Raw genomic sequence first — 22569 nt, 5'->3', positions numbered from 1 at the left:
CTATATCGGCACCGAGGGAAAAACTTTAGACGAAAACTTTATATCAAAAGAAAACAGATCCAAAAAAAGTGCTGTTGATCACAGTTAACCGTCAACTAGCCTGTCTTCATCCGCTAGTTCCAACTGTTTGCATTTATTTACCTTATAATTGTTTTCCAATTCGTACTAAATAGTTAGAATCTCAGGACTTCTCAACGCTAGAGCAAACATTATGTTTAAACCTTTTACTAAATTCATCACAGCACTCGCTGCCGTACTTATTATCGCGGGTTGTAGCGAAACAGACGAGCCGCAAAAAGGCGTTCAATACGAAGCGCTTCCAACTGCTCTAACAGAATTTAACTTGTCCCCGATCACTGAAATCTTCTCTCTTAACTGTGGTCACTGCCGTCAAATGGAAAGTGCAATTCCAGAGATTGAGTCTCTAACAGACCAAACTATTGGCAAGATGCACGTGACGTTCAACGAAAGCGCTCAAATCAGCGCAATGATCTACTACACAGCAGTGATGCAGCTTGATGCTACACCTGACCACGCGTTCATGGACGACTTATTTGGTGCAGTTCAAATGGGTGCAGATGCAACACCAGAGCAACGTCAACAAGCACTAGAGACAGCGTTTACTTCTCGTGGTTTGGTTAGCCCATACCAGTTGAACAAAGAACAGCAAGTTGCTCTTTTCGACTACGTTAAAAAAGCAGAAGAGATCTCAGTAAAAGGTCAGATCAACTCAGTACCAACCTTTATCATCAACGGTAAATACCAAGTACTAACAGCTGGTCACCAAGACGTTGCTGGTATCGCAAAAACGATCAACTACCTTTTGACTCAACCATAATCGCGGCTTTGCCGGCGGATTAACACATTCTGCATTAACTACGAAATTCAGCACTCAATATAAATAGGTTTTACTATGTCTAAATTTGTCATCCCGGTCATTGTCTTTCTTTTGGCGGGTTTCATGATTTACCGTACTTGGACGAATCATAAGTCTGGCGGAGAAAACTTCGAGCAAGGCCAGCAGTTCTTACTCGAGAACGGCACTAAAGAAGGCGTGATTACGACTGAAAGCGGCCTTCAATACCTTGTTCTTGAGGAAGGTACAGGCACAGAGCACCCAACTAAGAACAGCAAAGTAACGGTTCACTACCACGGTACGCTGATCGATGGCACTGTTTTCGACAGCTCTGTTGAGCGTGGCGAGCCAATCTCATTCGCTCTTAAGCAAGTAATCAAAGGCTGGCAAGAAGGTTTGACTTACATGGTTGAAGGCCAAAAAGTTCGTCTATTCATTCCAAGCACTCTAGCTTACGGTAAAGGCGGTTCAGGCCCTATCCCACCATCATCGACTCTGATTTTTGATGTAGAGCTCATCTCTATCAAATAATCGAAGGCGACCGATTTAAGCCCCAACATACGCGCTATGTTGGGGCTTTTTTATATTTGAACATTTGAAGCCACTTTAGCTACTTTAGCTACGGCCGAATATACCCTTGAAAACCGACCACTAGACGACTGGTCTAATTTAACTTATAGTACCGACCATGAACGAAAAAACGAATGACACACGCCTACATGTTTTAGATGTTGGCTATCAACTAATAGTAAACAATGGCTTTAACGGCGTTGGACTATCGCAATTGCTTAAAGAAGCGGACGTGCCGAAAGGATCGTTTTACCACTACTTTAAATCTAAAGAGCAATTTGGCGAGGCGTTGATTCAACACTATTTTGAAAACTACATCACTAAGATTGAAGCAATTTTAGTACACGGTGAAGGCAATCATTATCAGCGAATCTTGAGCTATTTCTCGCTATGGGCGAAGACCGAAAACGGTACCTGTAATGCTCATAAATGCTTGGTCGTTAAACTCAGCGCGGAAGTTTCTGATCTCTCTGATCCTATGCGCCAAGCGCTATTAAAAGGTGCTGAGAAAGTGACGAATACCATCGAACAGTGCATTGTCGGCGGTATTGCAGATGGCTCTATAAAGGTTGAAGACAGCCAAGAAGCAGCTCAGAACCTATACTCTATGTGGTTAGGTGCAAGCTTATTAAGCAAACTGAGCCAGAGCTCCCATAGCTTACAGTCGGCTTTGAGCCTTACTGAACGAATTTTAAAAGGTGAAAGCCAATAACGCGCAGCGCGTTTGATTGGCTTTAACTTAAAAGAAATCACCCGCCCTCTTATCAATTTGATGACGGCGGGATTTTTAGACAACAAGACTAGACGACTGGTCTAATTCTAAATATATAAAACATAAATTAAGGATATCCAATGACTCAACAAGACAATCGCCGCATCGTATTGGCATCTCGCCCAGTTGGCGCACCGACTCAAGACAACTTCCGTTTAGAGACAGTAGCTGCGCCAAGTATCAAAGACGGCGAGATGTTACTTCGCTCAGTTTACCTTTCACTAGACCCATACATGCGTGGTCGTATGAGCGATGCTAAATCTTACGCAGACCCCGTTGCGATTGATGAAGTGATGGTTGGCGCAACCGTATGTCAGGTTGAAGAATCAAACCACGCTGATTACGAAATTGGCGAATGGGTTTTGGCTTACACAGGTTGGCAAGATCTTGGTGTGTCTAACGGTGAAGGCCTAATCAAACTCGGCAAAGAACCAACGCACCCTTCTTACGCGCTTGGCATCATGGGTATGCCTGGTTTTACCGCTTACATGGGCTTGCTTGATATCGGCCAACCTAAAGAAGGCGACACGCTAGTCGTTGCGGCAGCAACAGGTGCTGTAGGCGCAACCGTTGGACAAATCGGCAAACTAAAAGGCTGTCGTGTTATCGGCGTTGCAGGCGGTCAAGAGAAGTGCCAATACGCGAAAGATGTACTTGGCTTTGATGAATGTATCGACCACAAAGCTGACGACTTCGCGGAGCAGTTGGCTAAAGCGTGTGACAACGGCATCGACGTTTACTTTGAAAACGTTGGTGGCAAGGTATTCGATGCAGTAATGCCTCTGCTTAACACAGGTGCTCGTATTCCTGTGTGTGGTCTTATCTCTCAATACAATGCGACTTCACTGCCTGAAGGCCCAGATCGTATGTCTAGCCTGATGGGTATGCTGCTGGTTAAACGAATTAAGATGCAAGGTTTCATCATCTTTGATGACTATGCACACCGCTACAACGAGTTTGCTGTTCAAATGACAGAATGGCTATCTCAAGGCAAGATGCACTATCGTGAGCACCTGGTTGAAGGTTTAGAGAATGCGCCGCAAGCATTCATGGGCCTATTAGAAGGTCAGAACTTCGGTAAGCTCGTTATCAAAACGAACGAAGCTAAATAAATTCAATAAATTGAACCCGTTAACTAGGTAGAATCATGATTACATTGCATCACCTGAATAAATCACGCTCAAAGCGTATCATCTGGCTGTTGGAAGAGCTTGGGGTAGATTACCAAATCAAACCATACCAAAGAGACAGTGTCACTTTTCTTGCGCCACCAGAACTTAAATCCATTCACCCATTGGGTAAATCTCCTGTCATTGAAGACGATGGCGTCGTGATCACTGAATCTGGTGCGATCACGGAATACCTAATCGACAAATACGGTCAGGGTAAGTTCGCACCTACACGCGGCACCACAGACTACGTGGAATATTCGCAATGGCTTCACTTCGCTGAGAGTTCAGGTATTTTACCAATGTTGCTTAAGATCTTTGTGATGAAAGACGGCTGTGAAACTAACTTCCTAGGCGGTTATGCAGACGATGAAAACCAAAAGATCTTAACTTACGTGAATAGTGCACTTGAAGGTAAAACCTACTTGGTTGCAGACACACTAACAGGTGCAGACTTTATGATGTCGTTCATCGTAGAAATCGTTGGTAACTTTGGTGCAACTGCGCTTTACCCGAACATTGCTAAATACGGTGAGCTTTTAACGAGCCACCCTGCTTACCAAAAAGCAGAGCAAGTAGAGCTAGAACACTCGAACTGATCGAGTTTCACTCAAACGCGTGCTTTCTAGGGTAATACAAGAAACTAAATGAAGCCAAAGCCGATTTATCTTCTGCTGTGGCTTCTCATTTGTCTTCATTTCGACAACAATACCGAACTCTAACTGAACAGCCATAGAGTTTGATCTTAATGCCAGCAAACCTCGCTCAATACACACCTCTGCACCTAGCAAACACGAATGTAGATTTAGCGCTACCGACTCGCTTTACGTTCCCGTATTACTATACGCCGCACCCTGTGTGTGAATTAGCTATGCTGCAACTTCAGCAGTCACTTGTCGAATATGGTATTAATGAAACCTCGCAAGGTAATCTCTACGCAGTGCTTCTTGTTCAGAACCCAACTACACAAGAATTAGGCTACCTTTCTGCATTTTCAGGCTTGCAGTTAGATCCGGCTTTGGTCTCTCAGTTAAACAACATTCACTTTGTTCCACCAGCCTTCGATTCAAAACAGTTTCAATCTCAAAATAGTGCGAACCTTGCTCGCCAAATGCAACTAGCGAATGACATAAAGAAGCTACAACAGTCGCACAACCTAGATGCATTATTGGCTGAGCTTGAAGAGTTAAAAATCAAATCAGCTCAAGCTATCGATACCTTTCAGTTAGCAATGGCCGCGAACAAAGCTCAGCGTAACGAACTCAGAGAGCAAGCAAACCAAGAAAAAGCATTAGGGAATCAAGAGTCAGCGACGAATTTGCTCAAACAACTGGGCAATCAAAGTAGCCAAGAGAAACGTGACCTAAAAGCACTCCGTATTGAGTGGAAACAGAAGATCGCAGAGCGACAATCACAAGTTGATTTGATTGAAAGTGAACTGAAAAACCGTAAGCAAGATCACCAAGCAATTTCAGAACAGTTGGAAACGCAACGTCTCTCTCACTATCGCTTTATCAATCAAGCCAAGCAATCTAAGAATTTACTCGAGTTGCTCGATGGCAAAGACGCACTTGAAGGCTCTGGTGACTGCTGCCTACCTAAGTTGCTTAACTTTGCGTTTGAACACGGGTTTAAGCCGTTAGCATTATCTGAGTTTTGGTGGGGATTACCGCCTACAGATATCATTCGACAACACGCAAACCTCTACCCTGTTTGCCAGAGTAAAAGCTTTGAGATCCTCGAGCTTCAGCTGAGTGGTATTGAATTAGAAGATAACCCACTTATCGTGAACCCTGCTGTAGGTAAGTCTTTTAATATTGTTTATGAAGACGATGAGATCGTCGTCGTCAATAAACCTGAGGAGTTTCTCTCAGTTCCCGGCAAGTTTATCGAAGACTCGGTTTATACACGCATTAAAGCGCTTTACCCGAATGCGACAGGGCCTTTGATTATCCATAGATTGGACATGTCGACGTCAGGCTTATTGATCTTGGCGCTGACGGCGGAGTCAAACAAGCACATCCAAAAGCAGTTCATCGATAGAACGGTCGAAAAGCGTTACACCGCACTACTTGATGGTGAAATAAATGGCGAATCTGGTGACATCAGCCTTCCTTTGCGCGGCGACATAACAGACCGACCAAGACAACTGGTTTGCCATCAACACGGCCGAAATGCAGAGACCCATTGGCAAGCGGTGAGCACTCATAATGGCAAAACCAAAGTTCACTTGTACCCTAAAACCGGGCGAACCCACCAGCTGCGAGTGCACTGTGCTTCTCCACTAGGGCTTGGTGTACCTATTCGTGGTGACGACTTATACGGATACAAACGCGAACGGTTACACCTGCACGCTGGCTACCTAAAGTTGATTCACCCGACAACAGGTGAATGGATGGAGTTCGAAGTGCCTTCTGAGTTCTAAATGGTTTCGGTTTAGTAGGGCTTCGTGCCCTACTCTTATTTTCTTTAGCTCTCATCTCTATCGCTGCAGACAAATAAACTTAGTACGATGCAATGACCAAGAAGCCAGAACCCAACAGTGTCACCATCGCGGGAATACCATCCTTCCACGTATCGAATCTCAAATGAAAGTAAATCGCCCCTAGTGAAGTACTTGCTAATATCAAACCTCCCATCAGTCGCGTATGTTCAGGTACTAAACCAACCAAAGCACAGAGCAACAATACAGCTCCAGTAAACTCAACCATGCCAACTAGAAACATGATCACTCGGTTTAATCCATAGCTTTTAAAAAAGCCAAGTTGGATTTCAAACACTTTACGCTGCCAAGCAAGTGTCTTGATTGAGCTTGCCAATAAAAAGAACACCACCAGTAATACACTCACCACTGTAATCATATTGTCACCTTTCTTAAGAGTTATTAACGTCAATGGGATTATTTAATCATTCATAAATCGAACGATAAATGCTAACTTTATGATAGTTAAGATTCCAATTTGGAATGATTAGGTTTAGATAGCAGACATAAGGCAAGTAGAATGGATAAAATTGAGTGTATTCGTATCTTCGTGGAAACTGCGCAGCTGAACAGTTTTACTGCTACTGCCAATAAACTCGACATGACACAAAGTGCCATCAGTAAAAAGATTGCGTGGTTAGAAAGTGATTTGGGAATGACGTTGTTTCAGCGAAACAGTCGCAAAATATCCCTAACCCATGCTGGCAAAGACTACCTGACTTATTGTGTCCGCTTCCTAGAAGAAATGTCCGCAATAGAAAGTCAGCTCAAGCGAGAAACCGAGTCCGTAGAAGGTGAATTGAAAATATCTGCTCCAAGTGCCTTTTCAACCATGTTACTCAGTGAACCGCTTCAAGCATTCATTGAACAACATCCGGGGATACGGATTAATCTCAGCGTTGACGGCCACATCGTTAATCTCAATGAACACAATATTGATGTCGCCATCCGCGCATCACAGCTTAAAGACTCAGGGCTAAAAGCACGCTTGTTGTTTAATAACAAAGTTCACTACTTCGCATCACCTGAATACCTAGAGAAACACGGAGCACCGCAACAGCCACAAGAACTGAGCAAACACCAATGCTTAACCTACTCACTGATGACGCCTGCGAATGAATGGCGTTTTACCGACCAGAGCCACAAAGCCAGCAGTATTAAAGTAAATCAAATATTCACTTCAGACAGCCCAGAGATGCTGCTTAAAATGGCTCATCAAGGTTTAGGTATTGTCGCTTTGCCGAATTGGATGGGTAAAGAGTTTGTAGAGAAAGGGGAATTAATACGGTTGTTGGAAGATTGGAGTAATGACCAGTTACCAATGTACGCGGTGTATCATGCGAGCGACTATTTGCCCCAAAGAATCCGAGTGTTTATCGATTTTCTTGCAGAGCATTTGAGCTCAAGGAATAGTTAAAGCTCTACGAACAGCTAGAGCTCAACTGATATCAATATCGATAGCTAAAATAAAGTCTTAGCCCATTACATCCTTGCGCTGATCAACGCATTCATAAGAGCCCATTTCGAACTCACGACAGATCCATGGTCGGTTTTCGTAGATAGTACACATCAGTGTTTCTCTATCTACCGCAGAACACCAGCCGTCATCTAAGCGCTTCATAGTTTCACCGCCCCATTCGTCGTAAGCGATGTGCTCTTCAGGTACGCCCGTATCTGTGATGATCATAACCTCTAAACGACAACAGCATGCCTGACAATTGGCACAGGTTACTTCGGGTTCGGTTACGTTCTTTATCTCTATCGTCATAAGTGACTACACTGCTAAATTTGGCGTATAGTAATCGAAACCGCCCGCTACGGCTAATAAAGATGGTACGAAGCGGTGTTTTCATTGATGTAAAAATAACAATGGGCGCTGCGATTCACTCACAACGCCCATATATTTCTACTTTTCATTGCGACTTATCGCCACAAGCTCTATTTAGAATAGGCTCGCGAAGAACAACTTAACATAGTCCATTAAACGTTTGAACAAACCGCCCTGTTCAACCGCTTCCAGCGCAATTAACGGCTGGGTTTGTACATCTTCACCATCAACGGTGTAATGAACCACCCCTAAAGTTTGACCTTCTGCAATTGGCGCTTTCAGTTCAGAGTTAAGCTCGATAGATGCAGTCAGCTTTTTACTGTCTGACTTAGGCAGCGTAATAAACGTGTCTTCTGCAACACCTAACTTCAATGTGTCTTGATCACCAAACCACACCTTCTCTTCAGCCACTTGATCGCCGCCTTGGTGCGGGTTTAGTGTATCGAAGAACCGGAAACCATAGCTCAACAACTGCTTGCTGTCTGACTCACGGCTCTTAACACTTGATGCGCCCATCACAACTGCGATAAGTCTCATCTCACCTTGTGTCGCTGAACTCGCTAAACTGTAGCCTGCGCCAGATGTGTAGCCCGTTTTCATACCATCAACCGTTAAGCTTCTATCACGCAACAAGCCATTACGGTTGTGTTGTGTAATGCCGTTGTAACTGAAAGAGCGTTCGCTGTATAAACCATACACATCCGGTAAATCACGAATAATGGCACGACCGAGTAGCGCAATATCATAAGGAGTCGAATAGAGATCATCAGCGTCTAAACCATGTGCATTGGCAAAATGGGTATTTTCTAGCTTCAGAGATGTAGCCCAAGAGTTCATAAGATCGACGAATGCATCTTGTGAACCTGCCACGTGTTCTGCGATCGCAACGCTTGCATCGTTACCTGATTGAATAATCAAACCTCGATAAAGGTCCATCATGGCTACATCAGTGTTTACTTCGATAAACATTTTTGAAGAGTCAGGGAAGTTCTTCGCCCATGCGTTTTCGCTGATTCGTACTTGATCGTCAGCAGAGATGTTGCCTCGCTTCATCTCTTGTCCAGCCACATAGCTGGTCATCAACTTGGTCAGACTCGCTGGGTTTAACTTAGTGTGTGCGTTTTTTTCTACCAGCACATCACCAGAATTAAAATCAATTAACACATAGCCTTTTGCGCCTAGGCTAGGCGGGCTTGGTACAATAGAAGGTGCTGCGATAGCTGCATTACTGACCATCGCTGCGTTACTTACAATGAATAAACTTAATAGAGGGAGAGAGTATTTGGAGAACAGTTTCATTGAATCAAACCTAAGTTAACGTTTTGTGCAGTATAGACAAATGCTAGCAAAAGAAGCGCGAACTTTACGTTGCTTTACGTATTTGTACCGTTCGTTACAAATAAAAAAGCAGAATCTGCGATCTGACCATTTTTCCAACAGATAATATTGACTCAATGAATGTATATATCACTTAATTCTAGCGTTCGGGCATACGTCTAAATAGCATATCTATAAAGCCAGTAATTCGCTGTTTGCTTTCGCTTGGCTCTAAGTCAGGCTGGATACCAGACTGAGCTAGAGCTTGCCACAATACGACTTCAGATTCAGGAACGAAAAAGGCAATGTACAAAGAGCCTTTCTCGGCTACCTTCCCTTCACCATCATAAAATGGTACACCAGTAGATAACTTAATCGCATCGAAGATCGATTCATCGTTTAATTCAGACTCTTCCGCCAACCCAAAGCCGACAACAACATCACCGACACCATCCTGTTTTAACTGATAGCCTTTACTAGAGAGTTGTTCTTGAATCGCGTCACGCACCAGATCAGTAACCACGGTTTCATCGTATTTTCGTGAAAGGTAAACCTGTTCTGACTCAGGGTGCCATGAATACGTCAGTACTCCGTGTTTCATGAACTCAAAATCACCGCTCGTGACCACGCCGTAATTGTGTGTTGGAGGTACTTCTTGCGTGGTACACGCGGTCAGTCCAATCGCTATTAAAGCCAACAACGCTACTTTTCTTATGCCTTTTGTTGTACAAATGGATCGCTTTATCATTCGTGACTCCCTTACCCATATAATAATAACTATCAATTCAACCTCCAACATAAATAGTAATTATGTTAATAGAAAGGTCATTAAACGTTTGCGTAATCGCTAACCTTCACTTCTGTCCATTTTGGGGGTTTTATCACAAAAACAGAGTTGGTATAGTTTACCCCGTTAAACAAAACCAGACCATTCGAGGCACGGAGCTTCCTCAATCATCTCATGAAGAGAAGAATTGGTACCGACAAAGTATCGGCAAATTTAAGAGGGTCAAACAATGGAATTCAATATGGTTGAAATTTTAGGTTACGCTGCGTCTATTATGGTCGCAATTTCATTAACAATGAAAGATATCGTTCGTCTGCGTGTCCTTAACTTTGTTGGCTGTACACTCTTTACAGCATACGGCGTTATGATTGACGCATGGCCAGTTGTCGCGACCAACGGTTTCATCGCTTGTGTAAACATCTACTTCCTTGCAAAAATGCAAAAGGAAAAAAAAACGGAAGCGATGAAAGCAGCGAAAGCTTAAATTAGCGATTAGCATTTCAAATAATTCTGAAAAAGCCCAAATAGAGCGATCTATTTGGGCTTTTTTGTGGCTGTCGTTCTTCATAGGCTTCCTTCTGCACATCAATTCTTTTGACACATTAAGTGTAAGCAACGCGATATTCGTTCTCTCGATATAACTGAGTGTTATTACGCCCACTTTCCTTTGCTTGGTAAAGCGCTTTATCGGCTTTATCGATAGCCATTTCAATATCAGTTAGCGCTTGAGCATGGCAACAGCCAGCACTGACTGTCACAGGAGACACCAAACCTTGAAGCTGCTCGATACACAGTCTTAATGCCTCAGCCAATTCGAATAGTTCACGTTCTTCACAATCAAAGGTCATCAGAATAAACTCTTCACCGCCATAGCGTGCTATCAAACGACGACGATTAATAAATCTCTTGAGTGATTTCGCTACCGCACAGATAACCCTGTCGCCTTGAGCATGACCAAATTGATCATTAACCAATTTAAAATTGTCGATATCAAGCAAAATAACGCCAACATTTGTTAACGGATAAGGCGAGCAGTCCGATATTTTGAGCTTTATCTGCTCAATGAAGCTTCGTCGACTAGGCAGCCCAGTTAGATAATCGAGACTAGCAACATCCAAGATTTTGAGGTGACGATGCCGCAAGTAAAGCACTAACACGACAATAATGCTTAGCAAACTCACGACCAAAGCCATCAAGCTCACAAAAAGCAAGCTGTGATTCCTATTGAGCTCTTGTTCCAAGATACCTGCAGAAATGACCCAATTCAGATAGGGGTAAAACTTATAGAAGACGTTTTTATTAGTCGTGCCGTTATCACTGGAAATCGAGTAGCTAAAGTGACCTTCAGGCTTGGTTGTGATTCGATCAATAAGAAGTTCAGAAGAGTATCCGATTATGGCTTTCCATGATTTGCGCTGAGAATCAGGATGAAGCACCAAGTTGCCCTGAAGATCAATAATGTACACATACCCACTATCACCAAACGCGTACTTTCTCAGTTTGTCTTTTAGGCCTTCAATATCGACCAAATACATCAGCTCTTCTTTATAGGTCGTAGCAACCAAAGTATTGCCACTTGGTAGCCTCATCGAATAGGCGACTTTTGCACGCCGACTTATTTCATGAGGATTGGCGTGAAAGTATTCGATCATACCAAAGTCAATACTAAGCTGCTTTTGGATATGGGTAAGATGCCCACGCTCCTTACCTTGCAAGAAAGGATGATATAGGTGAATGCCTTGAGGTGACATCAAATAGATGTAGCCCGATTGCCCAATGAGCAATTCACTGGCAATTTGGCTTACTTGTTCAATTTCTTGTTCTGGCGTGACATGCAATACACGGGAAGCAATAGTATCGGTAATTCCTTTGAGATATGTCTTTATCGCCTCATTGACTGTGGTGTCGACAATATCGTAACTCGCATTCACAATCGTACGAAAAAAAAGCTGGTTGGATTCGAGTAATGACTTTTCAGTTCGATTGAATTGAATGGCAGAAAGAATCATCGACACAATGGCGAGCGCAACGGAAAAGCGAAGAATATATTTACGTCTGACTTTCAAGATCACCCCGTGGATTTATAATTTTAGGTAACACTACGATCTTTTTATATACAGCTTGTTTTATATCATAGATTTATATTTTACTGAACGAGCGTCGATATTTCGAACGGTTTATATGTGCAATCTGTGACTTATAGCAAAAACGCCGAACTAGATTCAGTTCGGCGTTTTAATTCTACGTTTAAGCTGTTTATTCAATTCATACTAAAAGTCTGATAAATAGACCTAAAAGCATTCACATTTATTGCCTATCAATTCAATCTATTGTCTATAAATAAATTGTTGAGCATTAAATTAAGAACAAACTTGAGTCCAACTACCATCGCTACCCGGTTCAGAACTTGTCCACCAGTTTGCTTGGTAAATACTACCGTTATGAACCACTTGATCGCCTGTGTTTGCATGGCTTGGATTACCCGCCCAATCTTTCTGAGGTAAATCAGGGTAAACCGCTAAGCCCGCAGTATCACAAGTACCAGGATTTGTACCGCCATCACCAGGGTTGCCACCACCAGTGCTGATATCACCTAATGGTAGATCCGGTTGCTCGAAGCTAAACGCGTAATCAACACCACCGACGTTCACTGCGTAGTTAGCAGGACCTGAGATTGGCAAGTAATACACCATATCTAACTCATACACGCCACCAGCAGGAAGCTCTTCCCATGTCGGCAAAGTAAACGCCACTCGGTGCATGGTTCCATCTAACCCACCGATGTTATCCGCACGAGTATGACCCGAAGCAATCACCGTTAAACCGCCACCCGATTGATCTTTCGCGTTATCAGGTGCAGATACTGGAATATCGAATTGGAACTCAGTTCCACCTGGAAGTGCTTGCCCTGTATTGTTCGTGAACGTGATCTTAGGGTTGATTGGGTAGTTTTGGTCCCCGACCTTGAAGCCACCCACCGATACCGCGATATCTAGCGCTTCTGTTGGGATAGCGCCAGTCGCAACCTTGTTCCCGTATGGCGTCGCTGACTTAAACTTATCGTAGATAGCTTTCGTCATTGTGTTACCCATGTGGAACTCACCGTTACCGCTATTACACGCTTGTTCGGTTGTATCGATTGAAGTTCGGTTGCCATTTGCATCGAGTACATAACAGTTGTAATCCCCTGCTAGTTCCCAGAACATGATGCCACCGATCTCTTTGTCGATAACGTAGTCAGCTTTTACGTCGATAGACTGTTTATCTTCCGTTGAAAGGAATACGCCCTTCTCTGCATTCCACAGCCAAGGGGCAACTGCCACACTGTCGTAGTTACGCGTGTAAGTTCCCGTTAGAACATCTGAAGGATCATTCACAGGATCAAGCTTGTAAGCTTCTGCATATGAGCCCCAAATGCCTTTTTCTAGGTTCTTCGCGTGCCACATTGGGTTTGAACCCGCGCCCATCTCGTTGCCTTTCGGATCGGTATCGTGCCACATGTTGTCGATACCAATAGCGCCATGACCACAGTTGTTCTTCTCGCCTTCGCCTGTGCCCGCCGCACATTCAGATTGATTTGGTAGCGCAGCTCGACCCCAAAGACCATTTTCGCCACCAGTTACACCTTGCCAACCACGCGTGTAGTAAGGCACACCGATGTTAATACGACCTGCTGGCATTGAACCACGGAAGTAATGGTAAGCCCAATCCGTGTTCAAATAACCGATACCGCCGTAAGCCGCAGTGCCGTAAACATTCCACTGTGCTAACTCAGAATCTTTACCTGTATCAAACAAGGCAGCGTTATGACCGACGTGATCGTTCCACGCACCGTGAAGATCGTAAGACATGATGTTCACGTAATCGAGGTACTTGGTTACATCGAATGTTTCCATACCGCGCAATAGGTAACCAGAAGAAGGAGCCGCGATAGTTAACATGTAGTGATTGCCATCTTGCGCAGAGGCAGCATCAAGCTTCTCACGCAACACTTTCATCAACACTTGGTACGAAGCCCATAGGTACTGACGACGTGGTTCCATAAAGTCTTTATCATATGGATTACCTGCGCCCGCCATTGACGTTGGGTATTCGTAATCGATATCTAGACCATCGAACTGGTATTTACGAAGCATTTCAACCGCTGAAGTTGCGAATGTTTCGATGCCTTGATGGTTGATAGAGCCATCAGCATTGGTCGTCATAGTGTAGAAACCACCGTCAGCAACTCGGCTGCCATCGGTCGCGAAGTGACCACCAGTTTCCGCCCAACCACCGATTGAGATTAGCGTTTTCACGCCATGTTTTTTCTTCGCTGTCGCTAACGCACCAAAGTGACCTTTAAAGCCCAATGCAGGATCAACTTCAACGCCTGGCCACTCTTTGCCAACCGCTGCGTTTTCAGGATCATTCACATCACCAACATTTACTTTGCCATCTGAGCCGATGCTCACAAAAGCGTAGTTAATGTGTGTCAGTTGTTCCCAAGGGATGTCATTTACTAAGTAAGCGGCTTGTGGGTCATCCCCTGCACGCCAACTTGTGAAGTAACCAATGACACGACGTGGGTGATCCGCACCCATTTTCTCACGACCTTCATCATCGTAAATCGTACAGTAAGGAACATCGACACCTTGAGTTTGATACAAGCCATCAGGACGACATGTGCTCACTGTTGGAGCGCCGTTCACAGTCAACGATGCCAACGCAGAATCTGCAGTCGCACCTTGGTCGTCTGTTGCTTTCGCGTAAACCGCTAAAGAACCCGCTTGAGTCGTTGTGTAATCTAACGTGTAAGGGCTCGTTGCTGCTGTACCCACAAGAGCTCCCGCTACGTAGAAATCAACCTTATCGACTGTGCCATCGTTGTCTGCTGCCGTTGCTGTAAAGGTCACAACACTACCAACATCCACAGACGTCGCTGAAAGTGCTACTGATACTGTCGGCGCTTCATTACCTGGTTGTGCTGAATCAACAGAAACGGAAACCGCGCTTGCAACACTTGCGGCACCTTCATTGTCTGTTGCAACAACAGAAACCTGATGGTTGCCAGACGTTGCAGCCCAAGCTGCTTCAAATGGTGCCGCTGTCACAACCGCGACCGAAGAACCATCAACAAAGAATTCTACTGAAGTAACACTACCATCAGCATCCAGTGCTGTTGCGCTTAAGACAACATTGTCGCCTTCAACAATCACATCTGATGCAGTTGGCGCTGTTAACGAAGTCGTTGGTGCTTCATTTGGTGTACCACCGCCTCCATTGCCACTACACACATCTAGCTTTTTCCACTGTGCATAGTCACCTTCAAATTGGCTCGGATTGTTGTTTTGATTCCAGTAATTTGCTGAGTACGCGCTGCCGTCATGTGAAACCTGATCACCACCGGTGTACACCGTGGCAGAGTCCCACGTTTCTAACGTTGAACAATCAACAGCCGCATAACTGTTGAACGCCATTAAGCATGACGCGGTGAGTGTACTGAGTGTAAAAACCTTCTTGGCCACTCTTCCTTGATTTAGGTGCATGTTAGCTATCCCTTAAGTTGTTGTTTCAAGATGTTTAATTTAAATGGGACTTTCCTCGCCACTTAAATCTCTTCGCAAAACAACTGTAGGTAACAGCGCCAATTTAACACCTAAAATATTCAGTATTTATAAAATGACTCGCATTAATTTGTTTATAGCATGCAATGAGTCGACACTTATTTTGCACCAACAACTAATATTAATTTATTTCGGAAAGCTAAAAAATAATGTCTCAAAAGTCAGAAATGTGACTCAGCGTTGAGAAAAAATTCGCATTAAAACTAACCAAAAAGTAGAGATTTATAGATGATTTGGGTTTCTTTTGGGAATTCGCCCACTTTTTGGTAACAAATGTGTTAGTATCTGCGGCTTTTTTGACGAACCTCACATTTCCATGCAAATGTGGGAGAAATACATAGGCTTGAAAGAGCCAAATATAGCGAAGAAATAATGTCCAACTTGACGCAAGTCGCCAACGAAAACATCAACGCAGAATCTACTTCTATCGATTTCAACAAAGCTCAATCTTTGGGTGAAAAACTGGAACTCGGAAACCCAGTATTTTGGCTTAGTGGCAGTTTTTTAACCCTCTTTGTCATCCTCGCTTTCACCAACACCTCCGTGTTGTCCGAACTTGTTAACATCGGCTTTAGTTACTCAACTAAATGGTTCGGTGCTTTCTGGCAAGTCCTACTACTTCTCAACTTCATTATCGGCTTAGTGCTTGCACTAGGGCGCACAGGTCACGTTCGTTTAGGAACGCTTGCCCTCCCTGAAATGACCACCTTTAAATGGATGTCTATCGTCCTATGTACGCTGCTAGCCGGCGGTGGTGTGTTCTGGGCAGCGGCAGAACCTATTGCTCACTTTGTTTCGGCTCCGCCACTGTATGGCAACGCTGATCCACAAGCGATGGCGTTTAACGCCCTATCACAATCTTTCATGCACTGGGGTTTCCTTGCATGGGCAATCTTAGGTGGTTTGTCTTCTATCGTGTTAATGCACCTGCATTACGACAAAGGCCTTCCTCTTAAGCCTCGTACTCTGCTTTACCCAGTACTAGGCGACAAAGCAATTAATAGCTGGATTGGTAACGTAGTCGACGCATGCAGCATCGTCGCTGTAGCCGCGGGTACTATCGGCCCTATTGGTTTCCTTGGCCTACAAATCAGCTACGCTCTGAGCGAACTGTTTGGTATTTCAGACAGCTTTGCGACTCAAAGTGTTGTTATTATCTTTGCCATCGCTATGTACACGCTTTCTGCTTTGAGTGGCGTGAATAAAGGTATCCAACTGGTCAGCCGTTACAACATCATCTTGTCTGTGTGTCTAATCGGCTACATCCTCCTTGTTGGCCCAACGAGCTTCATCGTTGATGGCTACCTGCAGGGTATGGGCGAAATGGTTGATAACTTCATCCCAATGGCGCTATACCGCCAAGATACAGCGTGGCTAGGTGGCTGGACGGTGTTCTTCTGGGGTTGGTTCTTAGGTTATGGCCCAATGATGGCTATCTTCATTGCTCGTATCTCACGTGGCCGTACTATTCGCCAAATGATCGTTTCTATTAGCATCGTTGCACCGCTTGTAACGTGTTTCTGGTTCAGCATCGTTGGTGGTAGTGGTTTAGCGTTTGAATTAGAGAACCCAGGTGTGATTTCTAGTGCGTTCGAAGGCTTCAACCTTCCTGCTGTGCTACTGGCAATTACCGCTCAACTGCCGTTCCCGACTCTGATTGCGATTCTGTTCCTGATTCTGACGACCACGTTCATCGTGACGACAGGTGACTCAATGACTTACACCATCAGTGTGGTAATGACAGGCACAACAGAACCAAACGCAGCAGTACGTACCTTCTGGGGGATCATCATGGGTGCGGTAGCTATCGCGCTTATCTCAATGGGCTCTGGTGGTATTTCTGCACTGCAGTCGTTTATTGTGATTACTGCGGTTCCGGTATCATTTATCTTGCTGCCATGCTTATGGCACGCACCGAAGATCGCGAAGCAGATGGCAAGAGATCAAGGTCTCGCTTAATACCTAATCCGATTTAGTTTCGGATAGCGTAGAACACTAAAAAGCCACTCAAGTGATTCACCTGAGTGGCTTTGTTTTATCTGTTCGTTACTTGTATCGACAAAGCTTATTTCTACCGATAGTTCGGCTTATTGAAACTTTTCACCCGCAGCAACCATGAATGACATTTCAACCAATAGCTCAGGATTAGCAAGTTCTGCTTTCACGCATGCTCGGCTTGGCGCGCAACCTTCAGGGAACCACGCTTCCCAAACTTCATTCAGTGCATCAAAGTTAGCGAAATCCGTTAGGTAAATAGTCACTGACAATACGCGAGATTTATCACTGTCTACCAAACTCATCATTTCTTCAGCTTGATCAAAAATTTGCTGAACCTGACTCTTAATTCCTGCCGTTGTATCCGTCTCTGGTACTTCAACAAAGCTTGCAATACCGTTAAACACCGTCACATCAGACCAACGTTTGGTCGGGTTAATTCTATGAATTTTCACTGGTTATACTCTTCTTATAATTAGGGTGAACATCAGCGTAATCTAATCCAAAACATGAATATTGAAAACAAAAATTGGAAAGCTCGCTGTACCTTTTGAACAGCACTATCGCCTGCCCACTCCTTAGGTTCTCAACATCACTAGCCTTTAAGTTCCTATCAAGACAATAAGTCGTCACCTGTAAAATCTCTAGATAAATCTATTAAGTATTATTCACAACACGAAATTTAATCTGAACTCTTGCGGTCATATTCAGGGATTTTATTAAATGGAGTACTTTTATGCATGTTCAAACCTATGATTTAAAGCAAAGCAACATCGGATACAACCTAGGCGTGATTGGCGTAGCATTAGTGTTAGCTTGGATTGGAATTTACAAGTTTACGCCTACTGAAGCGATGCTTATAGAACCGCTAATCGCAAATCATCCTGCAATGAACTGGCTTTACAGTCTGTTCTCGGTACAAGCTGTGTCTAACATGGTGGGTGGCGCGGAGATCATTGTCGCGATTGGACTGATCGTTGGCTTTAAGAAACCGACAGTTGCCTTCTACTCAGGCATTGCAGCAGCGGCTATCTTTGTTGTGACACTCAGTTTCCTTATTACAACGCCAAACGCTTGGAAAATATCAGATGGTATCTTAGTCACTAACTTCTTCCTCGTGAAAGACATCCTGTTTTTGGCTATCGCGATTAGCGTAATCGAACGTAATAAACCTCAGAAGTAACCGTAACGTAAACCTTTAAATAAAAAGGCTCGAAGCTGGCTAGAAGGACGCTGCCAGCTTCTGATGTATAAGGTTTTACTTGGTAATACCATCGTGATTAAAGCACTGTCTCGTTACTAAGCCCCATTTTTCGTCCTGATACTGGTCTTCAACGTAGTTGCCTGAAGTGTAGTCATTGACCACCTCTCTCCAGAATTTAACTGCATGCTCTGCACCTAGTACTTGCTTGATCTCCCAACTGCCCTTTAGATGTTCAAACAGTTCAGAAATAAACTGTTTTCCTACTTTATTTTTTCGAAAATAAGGCACTACATAGAAGTCGCAAATCTCAAACTCGTTTGGCGCTTTGGTTTCAATGGCGGTTAACGCGGCAGGAACTCCATCAATGTAGAGTAAGTAACCCGTAACGGTATCACCAAGCGTCGGGTAAATCTCAAACAAGCCGTACTCGTCTGGTTTATCTCCAATGATCTTTGAAAACTCGGCCGCATACCCCTGATACAAATTCGCGTATACCTGTTGATTACCGCTATAGACGGTCACAATGTTCATAAGCAACTCTCTTTCTAACAATCACTATTGATGCCATATATTATGAATCATCAACAGCTAGTTTGTCTCTTTCAACCTATGATAAGTCCCTTAACTTCTTAGCCGGATTACCTGCGTAAATACCTTTTTCGGTGATGTCTTTCGTCACTACACTTCCCGCGCCAATCACCGCCCCTTCACAAATGCTGATAGACAACACTGTCGCATTGGAACCAATGGTAACGTTATTTGCGATAACAGTGCGTCCCCAATTGTCTGGGTTTGGATCTGGTTTGCCCTCTTTGAACAAGTCATTCGCAAACATCACGCCGTGGCCAACAAAGCAGTCACTGCCAATAGTCACATACTCGCAAATAAAAGTATGAGATTGAATCTTAGTTCTTGCGCCTATCACGGTGTGCTCTTGAACCTCAACAAAGGGGCCAACGAATACATCATCTTTAAGCTCACAGCCATAAACGTTACTTGGCTCGATGATAGTGACATTCTCGCCACAGGTAATATCAGTAATCTGTGCCTTTAACACTCTTGGACTTGCCATATTTCCTCTCAACATTAGCGTCATAACTCAACCTAAGCGATTGTGTCGTAAGTATTTAAGTACAAGCAAGTCGGAATAGAGAGAGTCGGCTATGGATCAAAGATTCTGCATAAATTAAAACAGTGCTACCAACACAACTGACAACAACACCCCGCCAATAAAACTCGGGGCGTGGAAAGGCCGAGATCGAGATTTAACGTACTCTTTCTGAAGGTCTTCTTGGTAAGTTTTAACGGCAAGTTCTTTTACGTAGTTATTTTGCATAATAAGCTCCTTCTCATTGGGTCAGAGAAGCTTAAGACTTGAAGTTATGTTGAGGTAAAGCAAAAAATCAGATTAATTGAACACTTTATTTTTGTTACTCAAGAATCACCCTAAAAATATCGTTGTTCACGCCACCCACATCCACTAACTCTCCAGTTTTCATATGAAGTGACGTGGTTAGTTGTCGAGTCGAGCGTGGTTCTTTCGTTTCTCGAATCACTAACATATCGACAAGATAGCCTGAGTCTTGCTTTGATATTGAGCCTGAAAACGTAACGCTTTCAACCCTATCGGCTAGGACTGAATTGAATGTTTTATCCTCTAAAACACCCGCGGAGATGGATGTATCACCATAAAATAGCGTGATGGTTGTTGGATCAGGTACCAATTCTTGATTGGACGAACACCCTATTAGGATAAGGCACAGCAGTAAAATGGCTCGAAATTGCATAAACTGGTTTTCTTTTTTACGTTAAGCGTCTGTTTTTCATATTAAAACACTTCGAACCAATAAACGCCATAAGTTGGCAGAAGCCTGTTTTGAGTGATTTGTGGAGAGAAGCTTAATGGAAGGGCTACGTATTGAGATGGGTTCATTAATCAGAGAATCGGCTCTAGCTCCTTGTTCAGAAGCTAAAGCCGACATTAGATCGAGATCATCGAATTGGATTCAGTGAATTAAGCAACAACGTCTTGGGGAGGCGTCCCTTCACAATTAGAAACGACAGCATCAATTTGTACTAAAGCATTCATTGGGATTTCTGAAACCCCTACTACAGTTCTTGCAGGTAGCTCAGCATTAAAGAATGTTGTGTAAATTTCGTTTACCGCATCAATATCTGAAATATCCTTAAGTTGAATATTAATTTTCACCGTATCGTCCATGCTATGGTCAACACTTTCAATTATCGCCTTAATATTATTTAAACATTGTTCAGCTTGTTCTTTTACCCCACCAGCAACAATTTCATTTGTTTTCGGGTCTAAAGGTAATTGTCCTGAAATATGATTGTAGTGAGAGAAAGCCACAGTGTGCGAATAAGGCATAAATGGTGCAGTATCGGTATTATTGGCTTCTATTACCAGTAAACGAGTGTCTTCAGGTAATTGTGGTGGTGTTCCGTCCCCATGTGAAATTGACGTATCGATTTGAACTAAAGCACCCATTGGTAATTCAGCTGCGTTAACAACGGTACGAGCAGGAACGTAGCTTGGGAAGAATTTAGCACATACTTCATTTACCGCTTCCGCGTCTGCTATATTTTTTAGGTAGATAGTCGTTTTAACGACATCATTCATTACATGGCCGATGCTTTCTAGAATAGCTTTAATGTTTGATAAACATTGCGCTGTTTGCTGTTCGATACCACCTTCAACCAATTCACCTGTGGTTACATCTATAGGTAACTGAGCTGAAAGGTTATTGTAGTGAGAAAAAGCCGCTGTTTGTGTCGATACAGAACTTTGAGGCGCATTGTCCGTATTTCTAGATACCTTAATTAACGCACAAGGTGCTTGTGGTTTGGTACCTTCACCGTTAGAAATGAGAGCATCCATTTGAATTAACGCATCACTGTGTGGCAGTGCAGCTACACCCACAACAGTACGTGTAGGCAGGCTGTTGTGGAAAAAGCTTTTGTAAACTTCATCAATAGTATCGATATCAGAAATATTCTTAACGAAAACATTAATCTTCACGACATCATCCATAACATGATCGATACTTTCAACAATCGATTTAATATTATTCAAGCATTGTGTTGCTTGGTCTTTAATATCACCAATTACTATTTCACCCGTTTTAGGGTCAACCGGAAGTTGAGCAGAAAAGTTATTATAATGAGAAAAAGCGACCGTTTGTGTAGATACAGAATTAATTGGTGCATTTTCAGTGTTTCTTGAAATTTTAATGATATCGCTACTCATCGGTATTATCCTTTTAATAAAATAGGTATACGTATTTATATTTAACAATCGTATTGGAAAGAATGATTAAAGTAGCGCCATGTTAAGTGAATTATTTTAAGGTGAACGTGATATCCATCAGACTCTTACCTGACTATAAATCAGTGAGTTATAGAATAATTAGTCATCAAACGACTAATTATCCGCAAATAAGATGGCGAACCGAGTAATAAATCCCCTTTATCTTTTGATATATTCAACAATCATGAATACTCACTCAGATAAAGATATAGATAACTTTTAAAATTTAGAAAACATTTGATAGGTTGTTCACATTAAAGCCCTGAAAAATCACTTACTAGATGAATTGTGAAGAACACACTCTTAAATTTGTGCATAAACTATTAGCCCAGATAAGTAATTATTTTAGAGCCATTTTATTATATAAATACATTAATAATATATTCTACAATCGAATACCAGAACACTAATATCACCCATCATTAGATACATTTACTCATCTTGCTTAACAAGGGGTTGTGATCGTTCAAACTCTCTCTTTTTACATTAAACCTCTCTCATAACCACTCAAAACGGCCAATCCATAAATGAACCATGATATGCATAAGACAAATAACTCTTATGTTTCAAGGTCATTATCCAACATGTGCCAGCCAAGATAGTATGCCCCCAACATGAAGACCACCTATAGCTTCATTAAGTCTAAATCTATTTGTCGACC

The 22569-nt window shown here is 43.2% G+C and carries 22 protein-coding genes; 10 read left to right on the top strand and 12 right to left on the bottom strand.

What is annotated here, in order from left to right; genetic code table 11:
• Positions 1-211 precede the first annotated feature (211 nt).
• The 6 genes from ATB74_RS04335 to ATB74_RS04310 all read left to right on the top strand — a co-directional run bounded on the left by ATB74_RS04335 (position 212) and on the right by ATB74_RS04310 (position 5792).
• Positions 212-838, top strand: coding sequence for a thioredoxin domain-containing protein (locus tag ATB74_RS04335; RefSeq protein WP_004731367.1), 627 nt, complete (start codon positions 212-214; stop codon positions 836-838).
• Positions 839-913: 75 nt separating this feature from the next.
• Positions 914-1387: an FKBP-type peptidyl-prolyl cis-trans isomerase gene (locus ATB74_RS04330; protein WP_060981209.1), complete on the top strand. Its 474-nt coding sequence runs from the start codon at positions 914-916 to the stop codon at positions 1385-1387.
• Positions 1388-1544: 157 nt separating this feature from the next.
• A complete protein-coding gene (locus ATB74_RS04325) occupies positions 1545-2138 on the top strand; it encodes a TetR/AcrR family transcriptional regulator (protein WP_061016789.1) in 594 nt (197 codons plus the stop codon).
• 140 nt (positions 2139-2278) lie between these two features.
• Positions 2279-3310: an NADP-dependent oxidoreductase gene (locus ATB74_RS04320; RefSeq protein ID WP_061016787.1), complete on the top strand. Its 1032-nt coding sequence runs from the start codon at positions 2279-2281 to the stop codon at positions 3308-3310.
• A 35-nt stretch (positions 3311-3345) separates the two neighbouring features.
• Positions 3346-3966 carry a glutathione S-transferase family protein gene (locus tag ATB74_RS04315; RefSeq protein WP_061016785.1) on the top strand — a complete coding sequence of 207 codons (621 nt, stop codon included), beginning with the start codon at positions 3346-3348 and terminating at the stop codon, positions 3964-3966.
• Between the two features lie 149 nt (positions 3967-4115).
• A complete protein-coding gene (locus ATB74_RS04310) occupies positions 4116-5792 on the top strand; it encodes an RluA family pseudouridine synthase (RefSeq protein WP_061016783.1) in 1677 nt (558 codons plus the stop codon).
• Positions 5793-5871: 79 nt separating this feature from the next.
• On the opposite strand, the gene ATB74_RS04305 is transcribed toward ATB74_RS04310, so the two are convergent.
• On the bottom strand, positions 5872-6252 hold the full coding sequence (locus ATB74_RS04305; RefSeq protein ID WP_061017729.1) for a DoxX family protein: 381 nt from the start codon (positions 6250-6252) through the stop codon (positions 5872-5874).
• A gap of 117 nt (positions 6253-6369) precedes the next feature.
• On the opposite strand from ATB74_RS04305, the gene ATB74_RS04300 reads away from it, so the two are divergent.
• Positions 6370-7266 carry a LysR family transcriptional regulator gene (locus tag ATB74_RS04300; RefSeq protein ID WP_061016781.1) on the top strand — a complete coding sequence of 299 codons (897 nt, stop codon included), beginning with the start codon at positions 6370-6372 and terminating at the stop codon, positions 7264-7266.
• Between the two features lie 57 nt (positions 7267-7323).
• Here ATB74_RS04300 and ATB74_RS04295 read toward each other — a convergent pair whose 3' ends face one another.
• The 3 genes from ATB74_RS04295 to ATB74_RS04285 all read right to left on the bottom strand — a co-directional run bounded on the left by ATB74_RS04295 (position 7324) and on the right by ATB74_RS04285 (position 9742).
• Entirely contained in the window at positions 7324-7617 is a 294-nt protein-coding gene (locus ATB74_RS04295; RefSeq protein WP_081090056.1) for a YkgJ family cysteine cluster protein, read from the bottom strand.
• Between the two features lie 174 nt (positions 7618-7791).
• Positions 7792-8976, bottom strand: a complete 1185-nt coding sequence (locus ATB74_RS04290) for a D-alanyl-D-alanine carboxypeptidase family protein (RefSeq protein ID WP_061016779.1) — start codon at positions 8974-8976, stop codon at positions 7792-7794.
• 178 nt (positions 8977-9154) lie between these two features.
• On the bottom strand, positions 9155-9742 hold the full coding sequence (locus ATB74_RS04285; protein WP_061016776.1) for a DUF4136 domain-containing protein: 588 nt from the start codon (positions 9740-9742) through the stop codon (positions 9155-9157).
• Positions 9743-10010: 268 nt separating this feature from the next.
• Between ATB74_RS04285 and ATB74_RS04280 the strand changes: the two genes are divergently transcribed.
• Positions 10011-10265 carry a YgjV family protein gene (locus ATB74_RS04280; RefSeq protein WP_019821983.1) on the top strand — a complete coding sequence of 85 codons (255 nt, stop codon included), beginning with the start codon at positions 10011-10013 and terminating at the stop codon, positions 10263-10265.
• A 118-nt stretch (positions 10266-10383) separates the two neighbouring features.
• Here ATB74_RS04280 and ATB74_RS04275 read toward each other — a convergent pair whose 3' ends face one another.
• Positions 10384-11847, bottom strand: coding sequence for a sensor domain-containing diguanylate cyclase (locus tag ATB74_RS04275; protein WP_060981721.1), 1464 nt, complete (start codon positions 11845-11847; stop codon positions 10384-10386).
• Between the two features lie 294 nt (positions 11848-12141).
• Positions 12142-15309: a chitinase C-terminal domain-containing protein gene (locus tag ATB74_RS04270; RefSeq protein WP_061016774.1), complete on the bottom strand. Its 3168-nt coding sequence runs from the start codon at positions 15307-15309 to the stop codon at positions 12142-12144.
• Positions 15310-15759: 450 nt separating this feature from the next.
• Between ATB74_RS04270 and ATB74_RS04265 the strand changes: the two genes are divergently transcribed.
• Positions 15760-17346, top strand: coding sequence for a BCCT family transporter (locus ATB74_RS04265; protein WP_060981199.1), 1587 nt, complete (start codon positions 15760-15762; stop codon positions 17344-17346).
• A 128-nt stretch (positions 17347-17474) separates the two neighbouring features.
• Here ATB74_RS04265 and ATB74_RS04260 read toward each other — a convergent pair whose 3' ends face one another.
• Positions 17475-17837: a RidA family protein gene (locus ATB74_RS04260; RefSeq protein WP_060981198.1), complete on the bottom strand. Its 363-nt coding sequence runs from the start codon at positions 17835-17837 to the stop codon at positions 17475-17477.
• Between the two features lie 281 nt (positions 17838-18118).
• On the opposite strand from ATB74_RS04260, the gene ATB74_RS04255 reads away from it, so the two are divergent.
• Positions 18119-18565: a DUF417 family protein gene (locus ATB74_RS04255; RefSeq protein ID WP_060981197.1), complete on the top strand. Its 447-nt coding sequence runs from the start codon at positions 18119-18121 to the stop codon at positions 18563-18565.
• Positions 18566-18640: 75 nt separating this feature from the next.
• Here the strand turns inward: ATB74_RS04255 and ATB74_RS04250 are convergent, their stop codons facing one another.
• From ATB74_RS04250 to ATB74_RS04235, 5 genes are all read right to left on the bottom strand, one after another.
• Positions 18641-19117 (bottom strand): GNAT family N-acetyltransferase, encoded by a 477-nt coding sequence (locus ATB74_RS04250; protein WP_052878581.1) that lies wholly within the window; start codon positions 19115-19117, stop codon positions 18641-18643.
• 76 nt (positions 19118-19193) lie between these two features.
• Entirely contained in the window at positions 19194-19658 is a 465-nt protein-coding gene (locus tag ATB74_RS04245; RefSeq protein ID WP_061016772.1) for an acyltransferase, read from the bottom strand.
• Positions 19659-19772: 114 nt separating this feature from the next.
• Positions 19773-19922 (bottom strand): hypothetical protein, encoded by a 150-nt coding sequence (locus ATB74_RS24230; RefSeq protein WP_172378923.1) that lies wholly within the window; start codon positions 19920-19922, stop codon positions 19773-19775.
• 94 nt (positions 19923-20016) lie between these two features.
• Positions 20017-20373: a hypothetical protein gene (locus ATB74_RS04240; protein ID WP_060981194.1), complete on the bottom strand. Its 357-nt coding sequence runs from the start codon at positions 20371-20373 to the stop codon at positions 20017-20019.
• 227 nt (positions 20374-20600) lie between these two features.
• Positions 20601-21848: a RidA family protein gene (locus ATB74_RS04235; RefSeq protein WP_060981193.1), complete on the bottom strand. Its 1248-nt coding sequence runs from the start codon at positions 21846-21848 to the stop codon at positions 20601-20603.
• Between the last annotated feature and the right edge of the window lie 721 nt (positions 21849-22569).

The organism is Vibrio splendidus (assembly GCF_001557875.1).
Classification (GTDB): domain Bacteria; phylum Pseudomonadota; class Gammaproteobacteria; order Enterobacterales; family Vibrionaceae; genus Vibrio; species Vibrio splendidus_F.
This window is presented reverse-complemented; position numbering and strand designations above follow the sequence as displayed.